This is a genomic window from Moraxella sp. CTOTU46934 (genome assembly GCF_031979465.1).
Lineage (GTDB): Bacteria > Pseudomonadota > Gammaproteobacteria > Pseudomonadales > Moraxellaceae > Faucicola > Faucicola tetraodonis.
In genome coordinates, this window is the sequence record NZ_DALZEG010000002.1 from 230,647 (window position 1) to 250,368 (window position 19,722).

17 protein-coding genes and 1 tRNA gene are annotated in these 19,722 nt (G+C 44.8%); 12 read left to right on the top strand and 6 right to left on the bottom strand.

The features are described from left to right. The first annotated feature begins 197 nt into the window (after positions 1 to 197). The 7 genes from gatC to RTN07_RS03695 all read left to right on the top strand — a co-directional run bounded on the left by gatC (position 198) and on the right by RTN07_RS03695 (position 5,530). Positions 198 to 500, top strand: coding sequence for an Asp-tRNA(Asn)/Glu-tRNA(Gln) amidotransferase subunit GatC (gatC, locus tag RTN07_RS03665; RefSeq protein WP_219333475.1), 303 nt, complete (start codon positions 198 to 200; stop codon positions 498 to 500). A gap of 57 nt (positions 501 to 557) precedes the next feature. Continuing rightward, positions 558 to 2,054, top strand: coding sequence for an Asp-tRNA(Asn)/Glu-tRNA(Gln) amidotransferase subunit GatA (gene gatA / locus RTN07_RS03670; RefSeq protein WP_282849982.1), 1,497 nt, complete (start codon positions 558 to 560; stop codon positions 2,052 to 2,054). Between the two features lie 11 nt (positions 2,055 to 2,065). Continuing rightward, entirely contained in the window at positions 2,066 to 3,562 is a 1,497-nt protein-coding gene (gene gatB, locus RTN07_RS03675; protein ID WP_312175791.1) for an Asp-tRNA(Asn)/Glu-tRNA(Gln) amidotransferase subunit GatB, read from the top strand. A 46-nt stretch (positions 3,563 to 3,608) separates the two neighbouring features. Beyond that, positions 3,609 to 3,685 (top strand) — tRNA-Pro (locus RTN07_RS03680). Between the two features lie 175 nt (positions 3,686 to 3,860). Continuing rightward, positions 3,861 to 4,136: a hypothetical protein gene (locus tag RTN07_RS03685; protein WP_076775191.1), complete on the top strand. Its 276-nt coding sequence runs from the start codon at positions 3,861 to 3,863 to the stop codon at positions 4,134 to 4,136. Positions 4,137 to 4,234: 98 nt separating this feature from the next. Further along, entirely contained in the window at positions 4,235 to 4,732 is a 498-nt protein-coding gene (locus RTN07_RS03690) for a L,D-transpeptidase (protein ID WP_076775193.1), read from the top strand. Between the two features lie 189 nt (positions 4,733 to 4,921). Beyond that, complete coding sequence (locus RTN07_RS03695) at positions 4,922 to 5,530, top strand: nitroreductase family protein (protein ID WP_159375223.1); 609 nt, start codon at positions 4,922 to 4,924, stop codon at positions 5,528 to 5,530. Positions 5,531 to 5,637: 107 nt separating this feature from the next. Here the strand turns inward: RTN07_RS03695 and RTN07_RS03700 are convergent, their stop codons facing one another. Together RTN07_RS03700 and RTN07_RS03705 are read right to left on the bottom strand one after the other, a co-directional pair. After that, on the bottom strand, positions 5,638 to 6,426 hold the full coding sequence (locus RTN07_RS03700) for a hypothetical protein (protein WP_312175796.1): 789 nt from the start codon (positions 6,424 to 6,426) through the stop codon (positions 5,638 to 5,640). A 128-nt stretch (positions 6,427 to 6,554) separates the two neighbouring features. Next, positions 6,555 to 8,105 (bottom strand): CYTH and CHAD domain-containing protein, encoded by a 1,551-nt coding sequence (locus RTN07_RS03705; RefSeq protein WP_312175798.1) that lies wholly within the window; start codon positions 8,103 to 8,105, stop codon positions 6,555 to 6,557. Between the two features lie 297 nt (positions 8,106 to 8,402). Here RTN07_RS03705 and rlmD point away from each other — a divergent pair, with 297 nt between their 5' ends. Next, on the top strand, positions 8,403 to 9,914 hold the full coding sequence (rlmD, locus tag RTN07_RS03710; RefSeq protein WP_312175800.1) for a 23S rRNA (uracil(1939)-C(5))-methyltransferase RlmD: 1,512 nt from the start codon (positions 8,403 to 8,405) through the stop codon (positions 9,912 to 9,914). On the opposite strand, the gene RTN07_RS03715 is transcribed toward rlmD, so the two are convergent. After that, positions 9,911 to 11,095: a DUF1615 family protein gene (locus RTN07_RS03715; protein WP_312175837.1), complete on the bottom strand. Its 1,185-nt coding sequence runs from the start codon at positions 11,093 to 11,095 to the stop codon at positions 9,911 to 9,913. The two genes, rlmD and RTN07_RS03715, sit on opposite strands and share 4 nt — an antisense overlap. A 567-nt stretch (positions 11,096 to 11,662) precedes the next feature. Between RTN07_RS03715 and RTN07_RS03720 the strand changes: the two genes are divergently transcribed. The 4 genes from RTN07_RS03720 to RTN07_RS03735 all read left to right on the top strand — a co-directional run bounded on the left by RTN07_RS03720 (position 11,663) and on the right by RTN07_RS03735 (position 16,800). Then, positions 11,663 to 14,077 carry a RelA/SpoT family protein gene (locus RTN07_RS03720; protein WP_312175803.1) on the top strand — a complete coding sequence of 805 codons (2,415 nt, stop codon included), beginning with the start codon at positions 11,663 to 11,665 and terminating at the stop codon, positions 14,075 to 14,077. Positions 14,078 to 14,103: 26 nt separating this feature from the next. Continuing rightward, positions 14,104 to 15,018, top strand: coding sequence for a bifunctional DNA-formamidopyrimidine glycosylase/DNA-(apurinic or apyrimidinic site) lyase (gene mutM, locus RTN07_RS03725; protein ID WP_312175805.1), 915 nt, complete (start codon positions 14,104 to 14,106; stop codon positions 15,016 to 15,018). Positions 15,019 to 15,257: 239 nt separating this feature from the next. After that, positions 15,258 to 15,668, top strand: coding sequence for a hypothetical protein (locus RTN07_RS03730; RefSeq protein WP_065262556.1), 411 nt, complete (start codon positions 15,258 to 15,260; stop codon positions 15,666 to 15,668). 232 nt (positions 15,669 to 15,900) lie between these two features. Further along, a complete protein-coding gene (locus RTN07_RS03735; protein WP_083710771.1) occupies positions 15,901 to 16,800 on the top strand; it encodes an alpha/beta hydrolase family protein in 900 nt (299 codons plus the stop codon). 110 nt (positions 16,801 to 16,910) lie between these two features. On the opposite strand, the gene RTN07_RS03740 is transcribed toward RTN07_RS03735, so the two are convergent. The 3 genes from RTN07_RS03740 to RTN07_RS03750 all read right to left on the bottom strand — a co-directional run. Next, positions 16,911 to 17,642, bottom strand: a complete 732-nt coding sequence (locus RTN07_RS03740) for an RluA family pseudouridine synthase (RefSeq protein ID WP_312175809.1) — start codon at positions 17,640 to 17,642, stop codon at positions 16,911 to 16,913. Positions 17,643 to 17,789: 147 nt separating this feature from the next. After that, on the bottom strand, positions 17,790 to 19,106 hold the full coding sequence (hemL, locus tag RTN07_RS03745) for a glutamate-1-semialdehyde 2,1-aminomutase (protein WP_312175811.1): 1,317 nt from the start codon (positions 19,104 to 19,106) through the stop codon (positions 17,790 to 17,792). Positions 19,107 to 19,476: 370 nt separating this feature from the next. Further along, positions 19,477 to 19,722, bottom strand: a 246-nt coding sequence (locus tag RTN07_RS03750; RefSeq protein WP_312175814.1) for a transposase, incomplete at its 5' end; no start/stop codon positions are given.

A 19,722-nucleotide genomic window follows, 5' to 3' on the forward strand; every position in this document is an offset into this window, starting at 1 on the left:
GTGACAAATTATTTAGGTCACATCACCCTATTTTTTCAAATTTGTTATTAAAAGTAACTAAACTTATGCAACTGTTTTTATCAGGTTTTATCCTCTTTTATTATAGCCTGTTGCTATAATTGGCTGGTTTAAAATCGCATCGAACATTTGCCTTGTTTGTCCGTTTTTTATTTTTGTTTGTACTTAAGGAACTCATCATGTCGCAGACGCTTTCAACTGATGAAATTATGAACATCGCCAAACTTGCTCGGCTTGGCGTGACCGCTGAGCAGGCAGATAGTTATGCCAATGACCTAAGCAAAATCCTATCGATGATGGATATTTTGGCAGAGGTCAACACTGACAATATCGCACCGCTTACCAATGTCCATGATATGACCCAACCACTGCGTGAAGATGTTGTTGGCGGTGATGGGGTCGAAGTCAATCGTGAGCTAAATCAGTCCATTGCGCCAAGTGTCGCTGATGGCTTATACCTTGTGCCACAGGTCATTGAATAAGCCACAGCTCATCGAATAACTTGTCAAATTTTTGTTAATTAATTATAAGTGAAAATTATGTCTGAACTACATACGTTTTCGGTTGCCCAATTGGCGGCAGGTCTAAAAAATAAAGACTTTAGCAGTACCGAACTTACCCAACATTTTCTTAATCGGATTGCCCAGCATGATAAAGTCATCAACAGCTTTATCACAGTCACGCCTGAACAAGCATTAGCGCAAGCTGCCGCCGCCGATAAATTATTGGCAGAAGGCAAAGGCGCAGACTTGACGGGCGTACCACTGGCTCATAAAGACATTTTTTGTACCCAAGGCGTTTTAACCACTTGTGGCTCAAAAATGCTAGAAAACTTTGTGGCGCCTTACAACGCCACCATCGTTGAAAACTGCCAAAATGCAGGCTTAGTCATGCTTGGCAAAACCAGCATGGATGAGTTCGCCATGGGCTCGGACAATGAATCATCATACTTTGGCGCCGTGCACAACCCTTGGGATATCAGCCGTGTACCAGGCGGTTCATCGGGCGGTAGCGCGGCAGCGGTTGCGGCAGGTTTTGCGCCCCTTGCCACAGGCTCAGATACCGGCGGCTCAATTCGCCAACCTGCGTCATTTTGTGGTTTGACAGGGATTAAGCCCACTTACGGACGTGTCTCACGTTATGGCATGGTGGCGTATGCGTCAAGTTTTGACCAAGCTGGCAGTTTTGGTAAAACCGCAGAGGATTGTGCTTATTTGCTGAGCGTGTTATCAGGTCATGACAGCAAAGACTCAACGTCTGCCAACAAAGATGTGCCGGATTTTGTCGCTAGTTTGACCAGCAAACGCCAAGCCAATGCCAGCCATGATAAACCGCTTCAAGGGTTACGCATCGGTATCCCAACCGAGTATTTTGCTGATGGCTTAAATAGCGAGGTTAAAGCCAGTGTAGAAGCGGCATTAAAACAATACCAGGCCTTGGGTGCAAGCTTGGTGGATGTGAATTTGACCAAACCAGAAATCACCCTTGCCACTTATTATTTGCTCGCCCCTGCCGAAGCTTCATCTAACTTATCGCGTTATGATGGGGTGCGTTATGGCTACCGCTGTGACAGCCCAAAAAACTTGGAAGATTTATACACCCGCTCACGTTCTGAAGGCTTTGGTGCCGAAGTACAGCGCCGTATTTTGATGGGTACCTATGCGTTATCAGCGGGTTATTTTGATGCTTATTATGTCAAAGCGCAAAAAGTGCGCCGCCTAATCAGCCAAGATTTTGCCAAAGCCTTTGAAAGCTGTGATGTCATTGCCACCCCAACTGCGCCAACGACGGCTTATAAAATCGGTGCAAGCCTTAGCCCTGCCGAAATTTATATGGGGGATGTTTATACCATTGGCGTGAATTTAGCCGGTTTACCTTCATTAAGCCATTCAGTGGGTTTTGATAGTGACAATCTGCCTGTCGGCTTACAGCTGATTGCAAAAGCATGGGATGAAGAGACACTACTGCAAACTGCCGATGCGTATCAGCAAGTCACTGATTTTCACCAACAACTATCACCCATCGCCAAAGCCTAAGGAGCCTTGTTATGACAAACGAAAATAAACCGCAAGCGCCTTTAGTTGATGGCTATGAAGTGGTTATCGGTATCGAAATCCACTGCCAACTCAACACCAACACTAAAATTTTCTCATCGGCTTCCACCCTATTTGGGCAAGAGCCCAACACCCAAGCCAATATTGTTGACCTAGCCATGCCAGGGGCGCTGCCTGTACTCAACAAAGATGTGGTAGAAAAAGCGGTGATGTTTGGGCTTGGCGTCAATGCTGAAATTGGCATGATGAACGCCTTTGACCGTAAGAATTATTTTTATCCCGACTTGCCAAAAGGCTACCAAATCAGCCAAATGGCGCACCCGATTGTCGGTACAGGCTATATCGACATCGTGGTCAATGAAGGTGAAAAAAACGAATATCCCAAACGTATTCACATTACCCGTGCCCACTTAGAAGAAGATGCGGGCAAATCGGTGCATGATGCGGTGCCACAAATGACAGGCGTGGATTTAAACCGTGCCGGTACGCCGCTGATTGAAATCGTCTCAGAGCCTGATATGCGCTCAGCTGCCGAGGCGGTTGCCTATGTCAAAGCCATTCACCAGTTGGTCACTTGGCTCGGTATTTCTGATGCCATTATGGCGGAAGGTTCATTTCGTGCCGACTGTAACGTCTCCGTGCGAAAACCCGGCGCTGACTTAGGTACTCGCTGTGAGATTAAGAACCTTAACTCGTTTCGCTTTATCGAGCGCGCCATCACGGTGGAAATCGAGCGTCAAATTGACTTGATTGAAGACGGCGGCAAAGTCATACAAGCAACTCGCCTGTACGATCCCGACAAAGACGAAACGCGCTCAATGCGTACCAAAGAAGAAGCCAACGACTACCGCTATTTCCCAGACCCTGACCTTTTACCTGTGCATATTGATACCGCAACTTTTGAACAAATCAAAAACGCCATGCCAGAATTGCCAGTGGCACGTCGTGAGCGTTTTCAATCAGCGCTTGGCTTACCTGAATACGATAGCCGTATTTTAACCGCTAGCCGTTCGCTCGCTGATTACTTTGAGCAAGTAGTGGCAAAAGTCGGTCATGATAACGCCAAACTGGCTGCCAACTGGATAATGGGTGACCTGCTCGGCGCGCTCAACAAAGATGAAAAAACCATTGAGCAAAGCCCGATTTCAGTGAGCCAATTTGCCAAACTGCTAGCGCGTATCAAAGACAATACGCTATCAGGCAAACTGGCTAAACAAGCCTTTATCGCCCTATTCGCTGGCGAAGGCGGTGACGATGAAACAGCCGTGGATAAAATCATTGCCGATAAAGGTTTAAAACAAGAAACCGATACAGGCGCAATTAAGACGATTGTCGAAGACGTGTTGAAAAACAACCAAGCGATGGTCGATGAGTACAAGTCAGGTAAAGAAAAAGCCTTTAACGGTCTTGTCGGTCAAGTGATGAAAGCCTCCAAAGGCAAAGCCAACCCGGCGCAAGTTAATCAGCTGTTAAAAGAACTAATTGGATAAGTTGGTATTGCAAATTCTGTCATTTTTGGTAGAATAGTACACCTTTCGGGGCGTAGCGCAGTCTGGTAGCGCACTTGCATGGGGTGCAAGGGGTCGCGAGTTCGAATCCCGCCGTTCCGACCAAATTAAAAAGGCTTACGTTTTCGTAGGCCTTTTTCTTTTTTAAGTTTTTGTTATACCTATTGTTACAGTATTTTTACGTGAATGTGAAAATAGTTTTTTTGTTTTGATAGATAATTTTTTGATAAAATTTTCTCACTATTTGGCTGTATTTATTTGACTGTATTTTTGAAAAATCATGAGTTCGAGCATTAAATCATTCCTTGCTAAGTATAAACTGACAAATTTGGCTGCGGCTTTGGTATGGGTGGTTTTACCACTCACTGCGCAAGCCGATAGCGTTCATCGAGCACAAACCAACAAAGATGCGATTGTACGTTCTTGTCCCAATCGTCTATGCCCCGTGGTGCAGACCCTGCCCAAAGGCGTCAAGTTTAGCTGGGTATTAGCCAAAAATGGCTTTGTGAACATTGCCGATTCTACCTTGTGGGTATCCACTGCTGACATCAAATAACTGGTTGTATGTTTTCAAATTTTTCTTAAAAAGCCTGTCATGAATATGATGGGCTTTTTTGTTATGATAGTCTAAGCTTAATGTTAAACGAGTCGATTATGTGTTACCCAAGAATCATTATTTCAATAAAAAAACAACAGCTTACTTTACATCTGAGCCCCACCCAATCACAAACTTACCCCATCTCTACTGCCAAAAATGGTATTGGACAACTGCAGGATACTGGCTGTACACCGCTCGGTGCGCACCTGATTAGCGAAAAATTTGGCGATAATCTACCTATCAACAGTGTATTTGTGGCACGTCAATTTACCGGCGAAATTTATGACGATCATTTGGCAACTACATTCCCCAATCGAGACTGGATTTTGACACGGATTTTGTGGTTAGAGGGAAATGAAACGGGCTTTAATAAAGGCGCCAATGAGCAAGGGGTGTGTGATACCAAGGCGCGTTACATTTACATTCATGGGACGCCCAATACCGAGCCGATGGGCATTCCGCTTTCTCATGGCTGTATCCGCATGCGCAATCAAGACATTATCACACTGTATGACCAAGTAGATATTGGTACAGCGGTCGAAATTTTGCCTTAAATTTATCAAAATTAACCTTAATAATATATTAGATAAAATTAATAAATACAATTACTGGTTAAAAAAAATTACAAAATAGTTTTTATTTATTAGGATTTTAGGCATATAATAGCTCGGTCGTATCAATCGGCTTTAACTTTAATTAATAAGGTAGATTGATTATCAAATAACAATGAAAAGGAGCTGATTATGTCAGTCGAAACATTACACACTATCGCAGAAACTCGCCGTTCTATCTATATGCTCAATGACCAATTGCCTGTCTCAAAAGATGAGGTGGTCAAACTGGTTGAACATGCCGTGTTACACACCCCCTCTTCATTCAACTCACAATCAAGCCGCTTGGTGGTATTGTTTGGTGAAGACCACCAAAAACTTTGGCAAATCACCGAAGATTTGCTACGCGCGATGGTGAATGATGATGAAAAATTCAAATCAACTGCCGATAAAATGGCCATGTTTAAAGCCGGTGCAGGGACTATCTTGTATTTTGAAGACCAATCAGTGGTCAAAGGCTTACAAGAACAATTCCCGCTGTATGCGCATAATTTCCCAGTATGGGCAGAACACACCAGTGCCATGCACCAATATGCGATTTGGAACGCCTTAGCTGCGCTCAACATCGGTGCAAACTTACAGCATTACAATGGTGTGATTGATGAAAAAGTGGCAGAAACATGGAACATCGATAGCAACTGGAAACTCATTGCACAGATGGTATTTGGTGGTATCGCCGCCCCAGCGGGTGAAAAAACCTTTGAACCTATTGAAAAACGCTTAAAAGTTTACGGAAAATAATTTCCCAATACGCGTTTTGATAGGCGTTACAATAAAAGCAAAAAGCCAATATCTGACGGTATTGGCTTTTTTATATAAATTTGATTGCCAATTACTAAAAAACTGGGTCAATCAAGCTTTTTTTTCGGTAGCTGTTTGTTAGCTTTGAGCAGTAACATCAAGGCAGAGAGCAAAATAATCAGCCAACTTGCCGATAAAACGCCAAACAGCATTTTACCATAACGCGTAAATCCATATTCTTCAGGCAGGTATAAATACCCAGAATATGGCGCTTGTACCAAATCCATGGCAATGGGCGTCGTTAAATTCGCTTGGTTTGCAAAGGTGATGTTATCAAGCCAGCCATTTTCTTGCAGTGTTTTAGCCAATTGGGTAGAAGGCGCTTGTTGCAAATCACTATGTTCAATGCCGACATGCAGGCTACTTAATTTGGAATCCGTGTCATGAAAACTCATCCAATCGATTTTGGCGTGGATAGGTATGGGAGATAAAAAATCGCCAATGCCTTTACCTCCAATCGCAGAAAATACGACGGCAAAAAATAACGTGAAGGCAATGCCTGTCTTGGGAACACTTGCGATGAGCATAGCACATACACCCGCCACCACCATCATAAATCCGATATTGGCTAAAGCAAGGTTGGCATAAACATCCAAGTAGCTACCATTACGCTCGGGAGGAATCAACAACAGACCTACAGAAATTAATACAAGCCAGCCTACTGCATGGGCAATGATGGCTTTCTTGGCAATGCGAGACTGCTTATCATAATTTGAAAAACAGATAAACCATAATAAGGCAAAAGCAAAGCTCAATAAAAATTCCACAAAACCGACAATATACATCGTGGTTTCTGTAGTCGGTATCGAGATTAGCGGTTGAATGATGTCGTCCATGACTGACCCAACTAGTAATACAATGATTGACTGACTGATGCTTTCTACTCAGGCACTTTTACAGGCATCAGCCACTTTTACAGACACTTTTATTTTATTCTCTGTTATTTACATACAATCAAGTCAAACTATGACCAAAACTTTGGCGCATTTTTCACCGTTTTTAGACTCACCGCGCATTGCTCGGCACTCGCTTGCTCACGCCCGCTAAACCAACCCACCGCAAATAGTGCATTTGGGTCGGTTTTGGCTTTCTCAAGATAGTTAGCATGACCGACCACATTGTCATTATACTCACCGAGTACGTCTTGTGCAGGCTCTAAGTATTGCAAGAAAGCATTGAGCTCAGCTGCTTTTTTCCCTTTTTTGCCATTGGTTTGGCTGGCAAAAAGCGGCGCAGCAAACTCACTGACATAACGCAGGCTTTTTAGGTCTTTACGGACACCATGCTGGCTTTCTGTATCGAGACTGGCAAATTTATCACTTGCCGCGGCAATCGCGGTAAATAGTTTTTCCAATTTTTTAGCAACTGTGGCTTTGGCTTTTGGGCTGTCCGCAGGTACGGGCAAATGGGTAAAACCAATCAGCTCTAACAGCAGAATTTGAAAATCATTGGCTCTGACGGCATCAATCGGCATGATATCGACTGCCGTTGACCACTCGACATGCGGTGCACCGACTGACTCTAGCAGGGGCTGGGTTTTTATTTGCAAGATTTCTTTATCACGATACTCCCCTAGCAGGCTAAAGGTTTGTTTGAGTACCATCAGCCAATTTGGGTCGATATAATCTTGGGCAAATTTGAAATGTTTGAGGGCAGTACGTAAACGCCGAATGCCGACACGCAGTTGGTGCACTAAGTTGCCATCGGGACTGCCTTCAGCAATTGCAGAGGCGTTGGGCAAAATCTGCATTAGGCAATTATTGACCACTGCCTGCAAAAACGCAAATTGGCTGATACCTTTGTGTAATTGCAGCACAGCTAAATCCGCTTTGACAGGCTGGGCAAATTGTTTATTCGCGAGTAGCAGACTACCCCGCTGGGCTTTGGTAACGGTTGATAAATATAATTTGTATTTCTTACACCAAGTTTTAGCCACCTCAATCAAATCACTTGGGTCACCTTCAAGCAGCTCAAATTCAATTTCATGAATATCCGATTGGGTTAACCCGTGATTATTGGCGGATTTTTGTGAGATTAGGCTACCTATGCCAACTTTGCCGATATCATAAGCGATTTCGATGCGGCTGTTATTTTTCTTAATTTGACGAGAAGTGCGCTGCACATCGGTAAAATATTGCACGGTTAAGGCTTGAGCGAGCTGGTCGAGCGGCATGATGCTAGTCAGCTGCGCTACGACTGCTGGCTCTGTAATCAGTGAAACATCGGGCACAAGGCTGCTAACATCAAGGGTATCTGGCGTACCCGTCAGGCTCAGCACGGTATTGAGCTCAACGCGTTTGGCAACGCCATCACCGGCTGTTTTGAGGGTTTGTACCCATTGGCTGTCTTCAAAGCGGATACGCAGGGCAATGCCTTTTTTGGCAAGGTCTTGATTGGGGGTATCAAAATAATACGCCGATAGCCGCTGTTGCCGCGCAGTTTTGGTGTCGATGCTTTTTCTTAAGACGCTTTGTTGATAGCTTGGGACAGCAAACTTGAGTTCTAGTTCGTGCATGATGGTGTCGATTAACCTATATAGCTAACGGATAAAACACCATCATAGCACAACTTTGCTTTTTAAAAATAACCACTTGGCTCATTTGTTGTTGGTAAAATTTTAAAGCATTTAAAAAATGACCTATGATAAGTGATGACCAGTTATGCAATCACATCCAAACCTTCTTCTTTGAGCGATGTAAAGTCAGGTATTGATATAAAAAAAATCCATTTTAAGCTATCATAACCACAAAATTTTGATGAATTTTGTAATAAATATTTACACTGACCCTCGATTAAATAGGTTTTTTAATAAATGTCAAACGCTACCGCTGACCAAACCCAGTCTAACCAACTCACCAAAAACCCAAGCAAAAAAATCAAACCCACCGCGCGGGTGCGTAAACGTTTGCAAGACGCCCCACCCGTTACCCTAACAGTGACCAACCTTGCTCATGATGGACGTGGCGTGGCAAGTTACGGTGACCAGCCCGACCATCACCTCGATAAACATGGCAAAAAAGTATTCGTCAGCTTTGCGCTGCCCAACGAGACCGTGAGCGTCAAAATCACAGGCTCACGTAAAAGTATGGAAGAAGGTGACGCGGCTCTCGTACTGGCAAACCCAAACCCTGAACGCACGACCCCGCCTTGCCCGCATTTTGGGGTGTGTGGTGGCTGTAGCTTACAGCACTGGCAACCCGATGGGCAGATTCAATTTAAGCAATCGGTACTGGCAGAGCTGCTCGAACACCAAGCCCATATCCAGCCTGAACACTGGCTTCCCCCATTGGTTGCTGACCGTTTGGGCTACCGCACCAAGGCACGTATGGGCGTGCGCTATGTCGAGAAAAAAGGCACAGCATTGGTCGGTTTTCGTGAGCGCGCCAGCAATTTTTTGGCAAATTTAAACGAATGCCATGTGCTTGACCCGCGTATCGGCTTTGAAATTGAGAACTTAAAAGCGCTTATTAGCTCGCTTGACGCCCGTGACCATATTCCACAGCTTGAGTTAGCGATGGGTGAAACGCTTGATGATGTTATCGATAGCAAAAAATCCATCGCCGTCATTGTCCGTCACATGGTGGATTTAGGTGAGCATGATATCGCAAAACTGCAAGCTTTTTTTGCAGAGCGTAACTGGCAGTTATTTTTACAGCCCAAAGGTAGCGACACGGTACATCGTATTGACCCATTGTATGAAAATACTGCCCATGCGCGCCCATCAAGCTTGACTGTGCCACCGACGGGCGGTTTATTTTATCGGTTGCCCGAGTTTGATGTGACGTTTGAATTCTCGCCACTGGATTTTACCCAAGTCAATTTGTCAGTCAATCGTAAAATGACCAAGCTGGCAATTGATTTGTTAGCGTTGCAGCCAGGCGAGCGCGTGCTTGATTTGTTTTGCGGCTTGGGCAATTTTAGTCTGCCACTGGCGCGTCAAGTGGGTGAAACTGGCTTTGTGATTGGGGTGGAAGGCAGCAGTGAGATGACACAGCGCGCCAAAATGAATGCCACCGCCAACGGCTTGCACCATACCGACTTTTTTGCCCAAGATTTAACCAAAGATTTCTCGAGTGAGCCTTGGGTTGGGCAAGTCGATGCACTGCTGATTGACCCACCCCGCTCAGGCGCCTTAGAAGTGATGCAGTATCTGGATAAATTCAATGCCAAACGCATCGTGTATGTGTCGTGCAATCCGATTACGCTTGCCCGCGATACCGCTGTGCTGCTTGAAAAAGGCTATAAACTCACCCACGCGGGCGTGATGGATATGTTCCCGCACACAGGACATGTGGAAAGCATTGCACGCTTTGAGAAACGCTAAAATTTGGCTTTATTCATACAATTTAAATAGCGTACGTTGACTTTGTCGGCGTACCATTTGGTATTATAGTCACGGCTGAGTTTTGCGCCAGAGATGACCACCTGTGGCATGATGGCGGCAGGGGCGTTTTTGCCAGTTTTCATTTTGTAAAGACTACCAATGGTGCGGTAGGTTTCGGTATTTTCAAAATCTTGGCTTTTTTCTTTTGCCAAGTCCATACGCACTTGTCGCTCCGTCAGGCTAATCATGCCTTGCTGAATCATCGATATCAGCGCCTGCTCACTTTGGCTGATATTGGCACTGATTTTATTGCCTTTTTCATAAATCAATAAATCGCCATCATAGTCTATTTCGGCTTTGGATAACTCGTGCAGCATTTTTTGGAAAGCCGCATTACGGCTTGAATACATCCCTGAGTTGTAGTCAGCAAAGCGATAAATCGGGTCTTGATAATTGGCTTTATACAGTAGCAAGCGATGGATACCATAGTACAATCCGCCATATTGGCTATATAGGTCTTTACGCAGTTCAAGGTTATTGCCATTCATCCGGCGATGGTCACGCGCATAACTTACTTGCACCTGCATTGAGCCTAAGGTGGTAATCGGGTCTAATTTTTCTTCAATATCCCCGCCCACCAATTTGGTGACGCTGTTCAGCTTGCTGGCATAATATTTGCTTGAAAAATACGCAAACATCTGATGATAAATATCGTCAAGTTCTTCTTCAGTTTTGACTTTAGCGATTTGTTTTTCAAAGCTGTTATCGGGGGTAGGCTCAGTTTTTAGCATGGTGCGAAAATACGGGGCTAGCGTTGAGCCTAATTTTTCTTCCAACTCTTCATTCATCGCTTTTAGGCTTGATTGCCCCAAATTCGGGACGGGCGGATTGGCTTTAAAATTAGACTCTTGGTCGATAATGGCGACAGCGGTACAAATATTTTGCGCGTTTTTTTCTATTTTTAAGGTATCAAATATTTGGTTGATGTCTTGTGCCCAGCTTTTGCTATCTTGTCCACGTTTGGGAATCAGTTTGGCAATTTGTTTGGCACCAATGGGCGAGTTAGCCTCGGTTTGCGTTTGAAAATACTCACACCCTGTCAACCCAAGCGATAAAGTCAGCGTTATCGCCAACATTGACAGGGTTTTACCAAAGTTCGCAAGGCTTTTTGAGCGGGTCATGGTAAAATCTGACGCTATAGTAGTCGCATTTGTAACAAAATGAGATGGTAATTTCATTAAACTCACCTATACTGAACAAGATAGTTTATCTTAATTTGGATTGAGATTCACTCAAATCGCTGATTGGGCAGTTGACTGACACTAACTTGAGTGATACAAAAATTTTATCGACGGGTTGACTTGCAATTGTTTGCTAATAGACACATCTTAATAAAATTAACACATGAGTAAGCGTAATAAAGTTAGTGTTAAATGGCTAAACATGGGCACCCCAAAACGGTTATGATATATAAAACGGTTAAGATATATAAAGTGACTATGGCATTTACTTTATTTTAACGTTTAACATTTATTTTAAGGGTTAACACGCCCAAAACCAACGCACTATCATAGCTAAAACGCGCTGCTATAGCGACTACTCTGTCATATTTTATTATTGCTAGCGCAGTATCAAATCAAACTTAATCACACAAAAACTCACAGGGAAAGTGAGTTGATAATTTTAAATGAACAAGGTTAGTTTTTTTGCTCTTTGAGGAAATCTGGTAAGTAAGGTGTAGAATTGACATGGTAAAAATACGAGAAAGTTTGCCGCTATTGGATGGAAAAGACGTTGATCATGATAGTACCACGATGATTGCGAGTATCACTGCCAGCCAGCGTCATTTCACCCATACTGACTTGCCCATTGTCTCTGAGCCTGCCAGCCACATCATCGATGAGCATACCATTGATACCGAAGCTTGGCTGGCATCGATGGCAAAACGCGCTCATCTCACTGAGCTGCCTGAGCTGACCAAAGCCTGTCAACTACTCAAAAATCAAGATTTAAGTACCGAAAGCAACCGCTCTAATGCGTTTTTGACTGGGATTGGGATTGCCGATATTTTGGGTTATCTGTACCAAGATGAAGACACACTCGTTGCTGCGATGTTATATCGTGCTGCGCGTATCCAAATTTTTAACCCCAAACAAATCCAAGCCACCTTTGGCGATGAAGTCGCAGAGCTGGTTCAAGAAACCCTAGCGCTGGGGCGACTGTCGGATTTGATAGAAAACAACAAGCGCTTAGAAGACCACTTTAACAACAACCAGCGCGAGCAGTTATCGGGCATTTATAACATGCTCATCTCGATGACCAACGATGTGCGTGTGGTACTCATCAAATTGGCTGAGCGTACTTTTGCGATGCGGGAGCTGTCGTATGCTAGTCCTGAGCGTCAGCAACGGGTCGCGCGTGAGGTCATGACAATCTACGCGCCGCTAGCGCATCGTATGGGTATTGCACAGCTTAAATGGGAGCTTGAGGACTTATCGTTTCGTTATCTTGCGCCTGACCGCTACAAAGAAATCGCCAAATTACTCTCTGAAAAACGTAGCGAGCGCGAAACCTATATCGACCGTGTTGCCCAACAACTGCGTGAGGCGTTAGCTGCCCAAGGGATTGACGGGGAAATCACCGGTCGTGTCAAACACATCTACTCGATTTATCGTAAGATGAAACTCAAATCACTGTCGTTTGACCAATTATATGACATCCGCGCACTGCGGGTACTGGTGCATAACAACGCCGATTGTTATCACGTATTGGGGCTGGTGCATGGTTTATGGCGCTATATTCCCGAACAGTTTGATGACTATATCACTAACCCAAAAACCAATGGCTATCGCTCGCTACATACCGCGGTCATTGCTGAGAACAAATCGCTGGAAGTACAAATTCGTACCTTTGACATGCACTATGAAGCTGAACTTGGCATGTGTGCACACGTCAACTATAAAGAAGGCACCAAAAACAAAAAAGACGACTATCTGACCAAAAAAATTAGCTCACTGCGTCAGTTATTACTCAATCAAGAAAATGCTGACAATCATGACCCCTTAAAATTTGTATTAGATAAACATGTTGAGCATGAGCAAGGCGAGCTCGATGAAGAAGAACAAGTCGTTGATTTTGGTGAATTTGAGCGGATTTATGTGTTTAGTCGTGATGGCGATATCATCGAATTGCCCAAAGGCTCAACTGTGCTCGATTTTGCCTATCATGTGCATACCCATGTCGGCAATCGCGCCCAAGCCGCTCGCGTCAACAAACGCTATGTACCGCTCACCTATCAGCTCAAAACAGGCGAGCAAGTTGAGATTATTACCAAGCAATCACGCGAGCCAAACCGTGATTGGCTCGTGGCATCCTTAGGTTATATCAATACCAGTCGCGCTCGCAGCAAACTGCGCCAATGGTTTAATAAGCAAGACCGTGATAAAAATATCGAAACAGGTAAGCACATATTAACCAAAGAATTGGCGCGCATGTCGGTACACCCTAACAGTATCGATTTAAATGATTACGTCAAATTTTTTAATGCCAAAAACAGTGATGATATTTTGGTAGGGCTAGTCAATGGCAACGTTGAATTGCATAATTTGACCGGTCATATCAGTCGTCATCTAGATTTAGAACCCGAAGTCACTGAGACTGAGCTTATCCCCAGTATTCACCCCAAAGCCACAGGCAAGCTAGATGCGTATAAAATTGAAGTCGATGGCTTAGATAACATTGCTATTCACTTGGCAAATTGCTGCTCACCTGTGCAAGGTGAGCCAATTGCGGGTTATATCACCCAGTCCAATGGCGTATCCGTCCACCGCAGTGATTGCGTCGAATATGAGCGACTGGTGGAGCGGGAGCCTGAACGCGCCATTAGTGCCGCTTGGTATGGCAATAAAGGCAAAAGCCAATTGGTACAAATATACCTTGAATCGTATGACAGGCGGGGCTTACTCAAAGACCTGACCCAAATCATCGACCAAGAAAATGTCAATATCCGCCAAGTCGACACCCTAAGCGGGGATGATGATATCGCGCGGTTGAATTTTACCATAGAAGTGACGGGGCTAAGTCAGTTGTCCAAGCTTTTGGCAAAACTAGAGCAGCAACATGGTATTATCTTGGCGCGTCGTATCGTCAATAACAAGTCTTAATGCTTTAAATAGGAGTCACACGGCACATGCCAGAATTGCCCGAAGTGCAGACGACAGCGACGAGTCTGCAACCTTTGCTCAATCAAACCGTTGAAAAAGTTAGCGTCTTTCAGCCCAAATTGCGCTGGGCGGTGCCTGATGACTTGGTGATTTTGGTAGATTATCAACTTGTCGACATTGAGCGCCGAGCCAAATATCTGATTCTCACCTTTAAAGGCGGCGCGGCGCAAAAAAAACTGCTCATCCACTTGGGGATGTCGGGTAGCTTACAGCAGCATCCTGTGGGGTTTGACAAGCGTAAACACGATCACGTGATTTTGACGTTTAATAATGGCAAAAAACTCACCCAGCTACATTATCATGACCCACGGCGGTTTGGCATGTTGCTATGGTTAGAGGACTATGAAGACAAGCTGATTACCCATTTGGGTGTAGAGCCTCTCTCAGAAGACTTTAGCGCTGACTATCTATATCACCATATCCATAATCGCAAAAAACCGATTGAACGCCCCATCAAATCAGTGATTATGGCGCAAGAGATTGTGGTCGGTGTGGGTAATATCTATGCAACCGAAAGCCTATTTTTATCAAAAATTCATCCGTTGACCCCTGCTCATCTCATCAGCCATGAACAGCTCACCACCTTGGTCGCCCATATTCGACAAGTCCTACAAACATCGATTGAAAAAGGCGGTTCAACGTTAAAAGATTTTACCGTAGCGGATGGACAAACGGGGTATTTTCAGCAAACGTTATTGGTGTATGGGCATAAAGGCGGTGATTGTCCGAGCTGTGGCACTACCATCGAAAACGTCAAAATCAATCAGCGGGCGAGCACATTCTGTCCCACTTGCCAGCCGCTGATAACCCACAAAAAAACCGTGAAAAAATCAGTGAAAAAACCCCTCAAAAAACCACTCAAAAAACTGCTCAAAAAATAAAGGCTCTCCATTAACGTAAAAAAACCTGCAGCAAAGACAATTTTACTTGATAATTCTTGGCAAAATTGATGTAATGTTCCTGAACTATTCAGCAACAACCTAGCAAAACTTGTTAGGTACAACCTGTCAGTCAACCCCAGTTATTTGGTTATCTAGTTACCTAATTATTTATTCATTTAATTTAGTTAGTTAGCTAGTTACCTCGTTAATGGGGGCTTGCTGCCAGTTAGGAACCTGCTATGAAACTATTAAATACGATTGCGTCAGCCGTAGCCTTGATGGTTGCAACGACGACTTGCAGCTTTGCCGCTACCGAAATTGATGAAAAAGATTTTGGTCCAACCTATGGTTCCATGGTCGCTGATACCATTGTGGGTAAGCCATTGGGCGCATTGGCAGTGGTGGGCGGCGTGGTGACAGCGATTGCCAGTATGCCATTTACCATCTATAACGATGAAATCGATCAGGTAGAACGCAAGCTGATTCTTGAGCCACTGGCGGCACTCGATCGCTGCTTGGGCTGTACCCCTGCTGAAGACCAATATTTTCGCTCACAGCGCCCTAATAATAACCAAGTGCGCGTCACCGTTGATGGACCTTCTGAGATTTTAATCAACACCAACCAAAAAGTTGTCGTGAAAACCCCTTAGTTTTTTCGTCAACGATTTAAGCAAGCAATTGGCCGCCGCTGATTGCTTTTTTTATGACTGTTATGTTCATGATAACTTTTTTGCACCCATAAATTGTTTGCTATAGTCGCTTTTAAACGAGTCTGCTCATCATTTGTCAAAATTTGGCTGAGTGCTTGTATAAAAAGCGCTCGTATAAAAAGCGCTCGTATAAGCTTGTATAAAAAGTTGATTACCAAGGAAGATAACCGTCATGTCAAATCTAACGCTAAAAACACCGTCAGCCTTAGCCTCACACCCTACGCAGCAAACCATTCAAATAGCCACCAAACACCCTGCCACACTGGCGGCGACGGTGTTTCGACCCGATACAGTTAAAGCAGCAGTGATGATTGCGCCCGCAACAGGTATCAAACGCCAGTTTTATCAAAATTTTGCGCAGTATTTGATGGAGCATGGCTATGGCGTCATTAGCTATGACAATGAAGATATTGGCGAGTCGATGCAAGGCGACCTCAAGCACTCTAATGCGTCACTGATTAGTTGGGGACGCTACGATATGACTGCGGTGCTTGATAGGCTGATTCAAGAGTTTCCCAATACCACCTATCATCTGGTCGGTCATAGCGCGGGCGGTCTATTATTTGGTTTGATGCCCAATCATCACAAGTTCACATCCGTGTTTAACGTTGCCTGTTCGTCTGGGCGAATCCGTAATATGGCGATGCCGTATCGTGCCAAAGCCATGTGGTTTATGGATGTATTTATTCCTGTGTCCAATGTGGTGTTTGGCTATACCCAATCAAGCAAAATTGGCATGGGCGAAGACTTGCCCAAAAATGTCGCCAAACAGTGTCGAGATTGGTGCAATGGCGCAGGCTATATCAAAACCGCCTTCGGTAAAACAGTGAAAACCCACTATTACAATGAGGTTAACTTGCCTGCTATGTGGGTGAATGCGCCCGATGATGATATTGCCAATGATAAGAATGTCGCCGATATGATTCGGGTGTTTCCCAACATGCAAGCGACCACCCAAACGCTAAAACCCAAAGATTATGGCTTACAGCATATCGGGCACATGAAATTTTTTAGCCGGCAAAACCAGCTACTTTGGCAGCAAACCCTGGATTGGTTACACCAACATGGGTAATTAAACAAGGGGCATGGTGATTATGCCCCTTTTTTGCTGCTAACAGTAGGATGAAAACAGTACTCTAAACCCTATCAATTTAAAAGATAGATTGCTAAAAACCCACACAGTTAAAACGGCACGGGGCTTTCCCATTCCATCCATACACCCGTGTTGGGATGTTTTAAACGTAATTTGTGTGCATGTAAGCAAAGCCTAGGCGATAAATCAAACGCTTGACCGCCCAATACATCTTGCGCGTAGATGGGGTCGCCAAGCATCACATGCCCGATATGCAGCATATGAACGCGTAGTTGATGACTGCGCCCTGTGACAGGATGCAAGGCGACACGGCTAACTGCCTTACCCTCACGCAGTTCGTGATGCAAGGTTTCATATTTCGTATAGGCACGTTTATCCCAATTCATATCGACGATATGCTTGGGTTTTTGTGGTGGGTCGTAGCGCACGGGCACATCGATTTCGCCTTGCTGCGGCGGCGTTCCCCAGACCAGCGCTTGGTATTCTTTGCTCGGAATACGCTCGATAAATTGTTTGCTGATATGGGTTTGCGCCTCGCTATGGCGCGCAAAAATGATAATCCCTGAGGTGTCCATATCAAGTCTGTGAATAAGTTTGACGTTGGGGTCGGCTTTTAGCAGGCGCGATTGCAAGCTTACTTTGAGTTCTTTACCATCCACCGATAACAGCCCGTGCGGTTTGTCGATGACCCAAATGTCGTCATCGCGATAGAGGGTAACAGATTTGGCGAAGTCGTCAAAGAATGACTGCGGCTGCTGACTTTCTTCAAGATTACGCTGTGCAATGGATTCTGGGGTTAACGCTTGGGGCAGTTGTCGCATGGGTGGTTTTTATTCTCTAAAATCTATTTGATTGAAAATTGATAGTATTTAAATCACTATTTGCGCTCTGACCTTTGGCAAACTTCACCAAAGTCAAGCGTCCAAACGCAATTAAAAATCCTTTGGCAAATTTTTTATGTGCAACCGTTATGCTTTCGCCATTATCGCAAAGACTTCTTTTGCCGCTTGCAACGTGGCATCCAAGTCTTCTTGCGAATGCTCACTACTTATAAAGGCTGCCTCAAAGGCGGATGGCGCAAGATACACACCGCGATCGAGCATACCGTGGAAGAAGGTCGCGAATTTTTGCGCATCGCATTGGCACACCTCGTCAAAGTTTTGTGGCAATGTATCGCTATCAGTAAAAAACATCCCAAACATACCGCCACAGCGCGTGGTTTTAAAGCCAATACCCGCATCCTTCGCCAACTGTTCAAGATTATCCGTCAAATAAACGACTTTTTCACTTAATGCGTCATAAAAACCCTCAGCCGTGAGCAAATCAAACATGGCAATACCGGCACGCATCGCCAGTGGATTGCCTGATAAGGTGCCTGCTTGATACACACCGCCTAACGGCGCGATACATTCCATAATCTCACGTTTACCACCAAATGCCCCGACTGGCAGACCTGCACCGATGATTTTACCAAACGTGGTCAAGTCTGGTGTGATGCCAAAATGGGCTTGCGCTGACTGTAAGCCAACCCTAAACCCAGTCATCACTTCATCGAAAATTAGCACAGCCCCATGCGCGGTACACTCGGCACGCAAGGTATCGTGAAATTCTTGCGTGGGTACAATCATGTTCATGTTGCCGGCGATAGGCTCGACAATCACACAAGCGATGTCATTGCCAAATTGCGCAAAGCAGTCTTTGATGGCTTGCGGGTCGTTGTAACGAATGGTGATAGTATGTTTGGCAAAATCGGCAGGGACGCCTTTTGAGCTTGGTTCACCGATATCTAACATGCCTGAACCCGCTTTGACCAGCAGACTGTCGCTATGACCGTGATAACAACCTTCAAATTTGACAATTTTGTCGCGCCCTGTATAGCCACGTGCTAGACGAATGGCGGACATGGTAGCTTCAGTGCCTGAGCTGGTCATACGGATTAATTCAACACTGGGAATCAATTCGCAGATTTTGTCAGCCACCGTGGTCTCAAACGTGGTGGGGGCACCAAAGCTTAACCCGTCATCTGCCGCATTTTTGACCGCTTCGATAATATGAGGATGCGCATGACCCAAAATCATCGGTCCCCATGAGCCCACATAATCTATATAGGGTTTGCCTTCGGTATCATACATCTTGCTGCCACGGGCGCGGCTGATAAAGACAGGCGTACCCCCCACGCCTGCAAACGCCCGCACAGGTGAATTTACACCGCCAGGGATGTGGGTTTTGGCTTGTTTAAACAGTAATTGGTTGGTTGTCGAGTTGTTTGAGTTATTTGAATTCATGGGACGCTCAGCTAGATAAATTTTTGCCTATTTTAACAAAATTCGGGGGTATTGAATACGCTTGCCGTCTATCTTGAATTTAGCTGGCTTGAATTTGGCTGGCGAAAAATAGGGACTCGTTGATAAAAAAATGTGATTTTGGCTTTTTTGATATGTCCCTATCTTTTGGCAGTAATGGTTTGGCAGCAATGGTAGCCACCTACTTGCTGCTCTCTTTAAAACTAAAAAACCCCAATGCCATGCACTGGGGTTATTGTTTTGCGGTTTTTGACCCATTATTTTGCTAGGCAATTATTTGTGGGCTTTAAACGAGATATTGGGTACTGCCAATTCGTTATATTCGCCTTTTTCATTTGACTTCCTCCCCTTGCTAAAGCAAGGGGATTCCTTCTACAAGACGGTTAAGCCCGACCGCAAGAATGTTCTTACTGGCATTGATATCTCTATCATGCCATGTGCCACACGAAGCACATATCCATTCTCTTATTCCAAGCGATTTTCTACCTTTCGGACTATTGGCGGTGATTTCACCGCAACACGAACATCGCTGGGTCGTGTATCTCTCATTCACGATTTCAAAACGGCAACCTGCGTTCTCGCATTTGTAGGTCAGTTG

Coding starts and splice junctions, on each gene's coding strand:
- RTN07_RS03735 (WP_083710771.1), top strand. CDS start 15,901: ATGTCAAATCTAACGCTAAAAACACCGTCAGCCTTAGCCTCACACCCT.
- mutM (WP_312175805.1), top strand. CDS start 14,104: ATGCCAGAATTGCCCGAAGTGCAGACGACAGCGACGAGTCTGCAACCT.
- hemL (WP_312175811.1), bottom strand. CDS start 19,106: ATGAATTCAAATAACTCAAACAACTCGACAACCAACCAATTACTGTTT.
- RTN07_RS03690 (WP_076775193.1), top strand. CDS start 4,235: ATGTGTTACCCAAGAATCATTATTTCAATAAAAAAACAACAGCTTACT.
- RTN07_RS03720 (WP_312175803.1), top strand. CDS start 11,663: ATGGTAAAAATACGAGAAAGTTTGCCGCTATTGGATGGAAAAGACGTT.
- RTN07_RS03715 (WP_312175837.1), bottom strand. CDS start 11,095: ATGACCCGCTCAAAAAGCCTTGCGAACTTTGGTAAAACCCTGTCAATG.
- rlmD (WP_312175800.1), top strand. CDS start 8,403: ATGTCAAACGCTACCGCTGACCAAACCCAGTCTAACCAACTCACCAAA.
- gatA (WP_282849982.1), top strand. CDS start 558: ATGTCTGAACTACATACGTTTTCGGTTGCCCAATTGGCGGCAGGTCTA.
- RTN07_RS03700 (WP_312175796.1), bottom strand. CDS start 6,426: ATGGACGACATCATTCAACCGCTAATCTCGATACCGACTACAGAAACC.
- gatC (WP_219333475.1), top strand. CDS start 198: ATGTCGCAGACGCTTTCAACTGATGAAATTATGAACATCGCCAAACTT.
- RTN07_RS03730 (WP_065262556.1), top strand. CDS start 15,258: ATGAAACTATTAAATACGATTGCGTCAGCCGTAGCCTTGATGGTTGCA.
- gatB (WP_312175791.1), top strand. CDS start 2,066: ATGACAAACGAAAATAAACCGCAAGCGCCTTTAGTTGATGGCTATGAA.
- RTN07_RS03695 (WP_159375223.1), top strand. CDS start 4,922: ATGTCAGTCGAAACATTACACACTATCGCAGAAACTCGCCGTTCTATC.
- RTN07_RS03705 (WP_312175798.1), bottom strand. CDS start 8,105: ATGCACGAACTAGAACTCAAGTTTGCTGTCCCAAGCTATCAACAAAGC.
- RTN07_RS03740 (WP_312175809.1), bottom strand. CDS start 17,642: ATGCGACAACTGCCCCAAGCGTTAACCCCAGAATCCATTGCACAGCGT.
- RTN07_RS03685 (WP_076775191.1), top strand. CDS start 3,861: ATGAGTTCGAGCATTAAATCATTCCTTGCTAAGTATAAACTGACAAAT.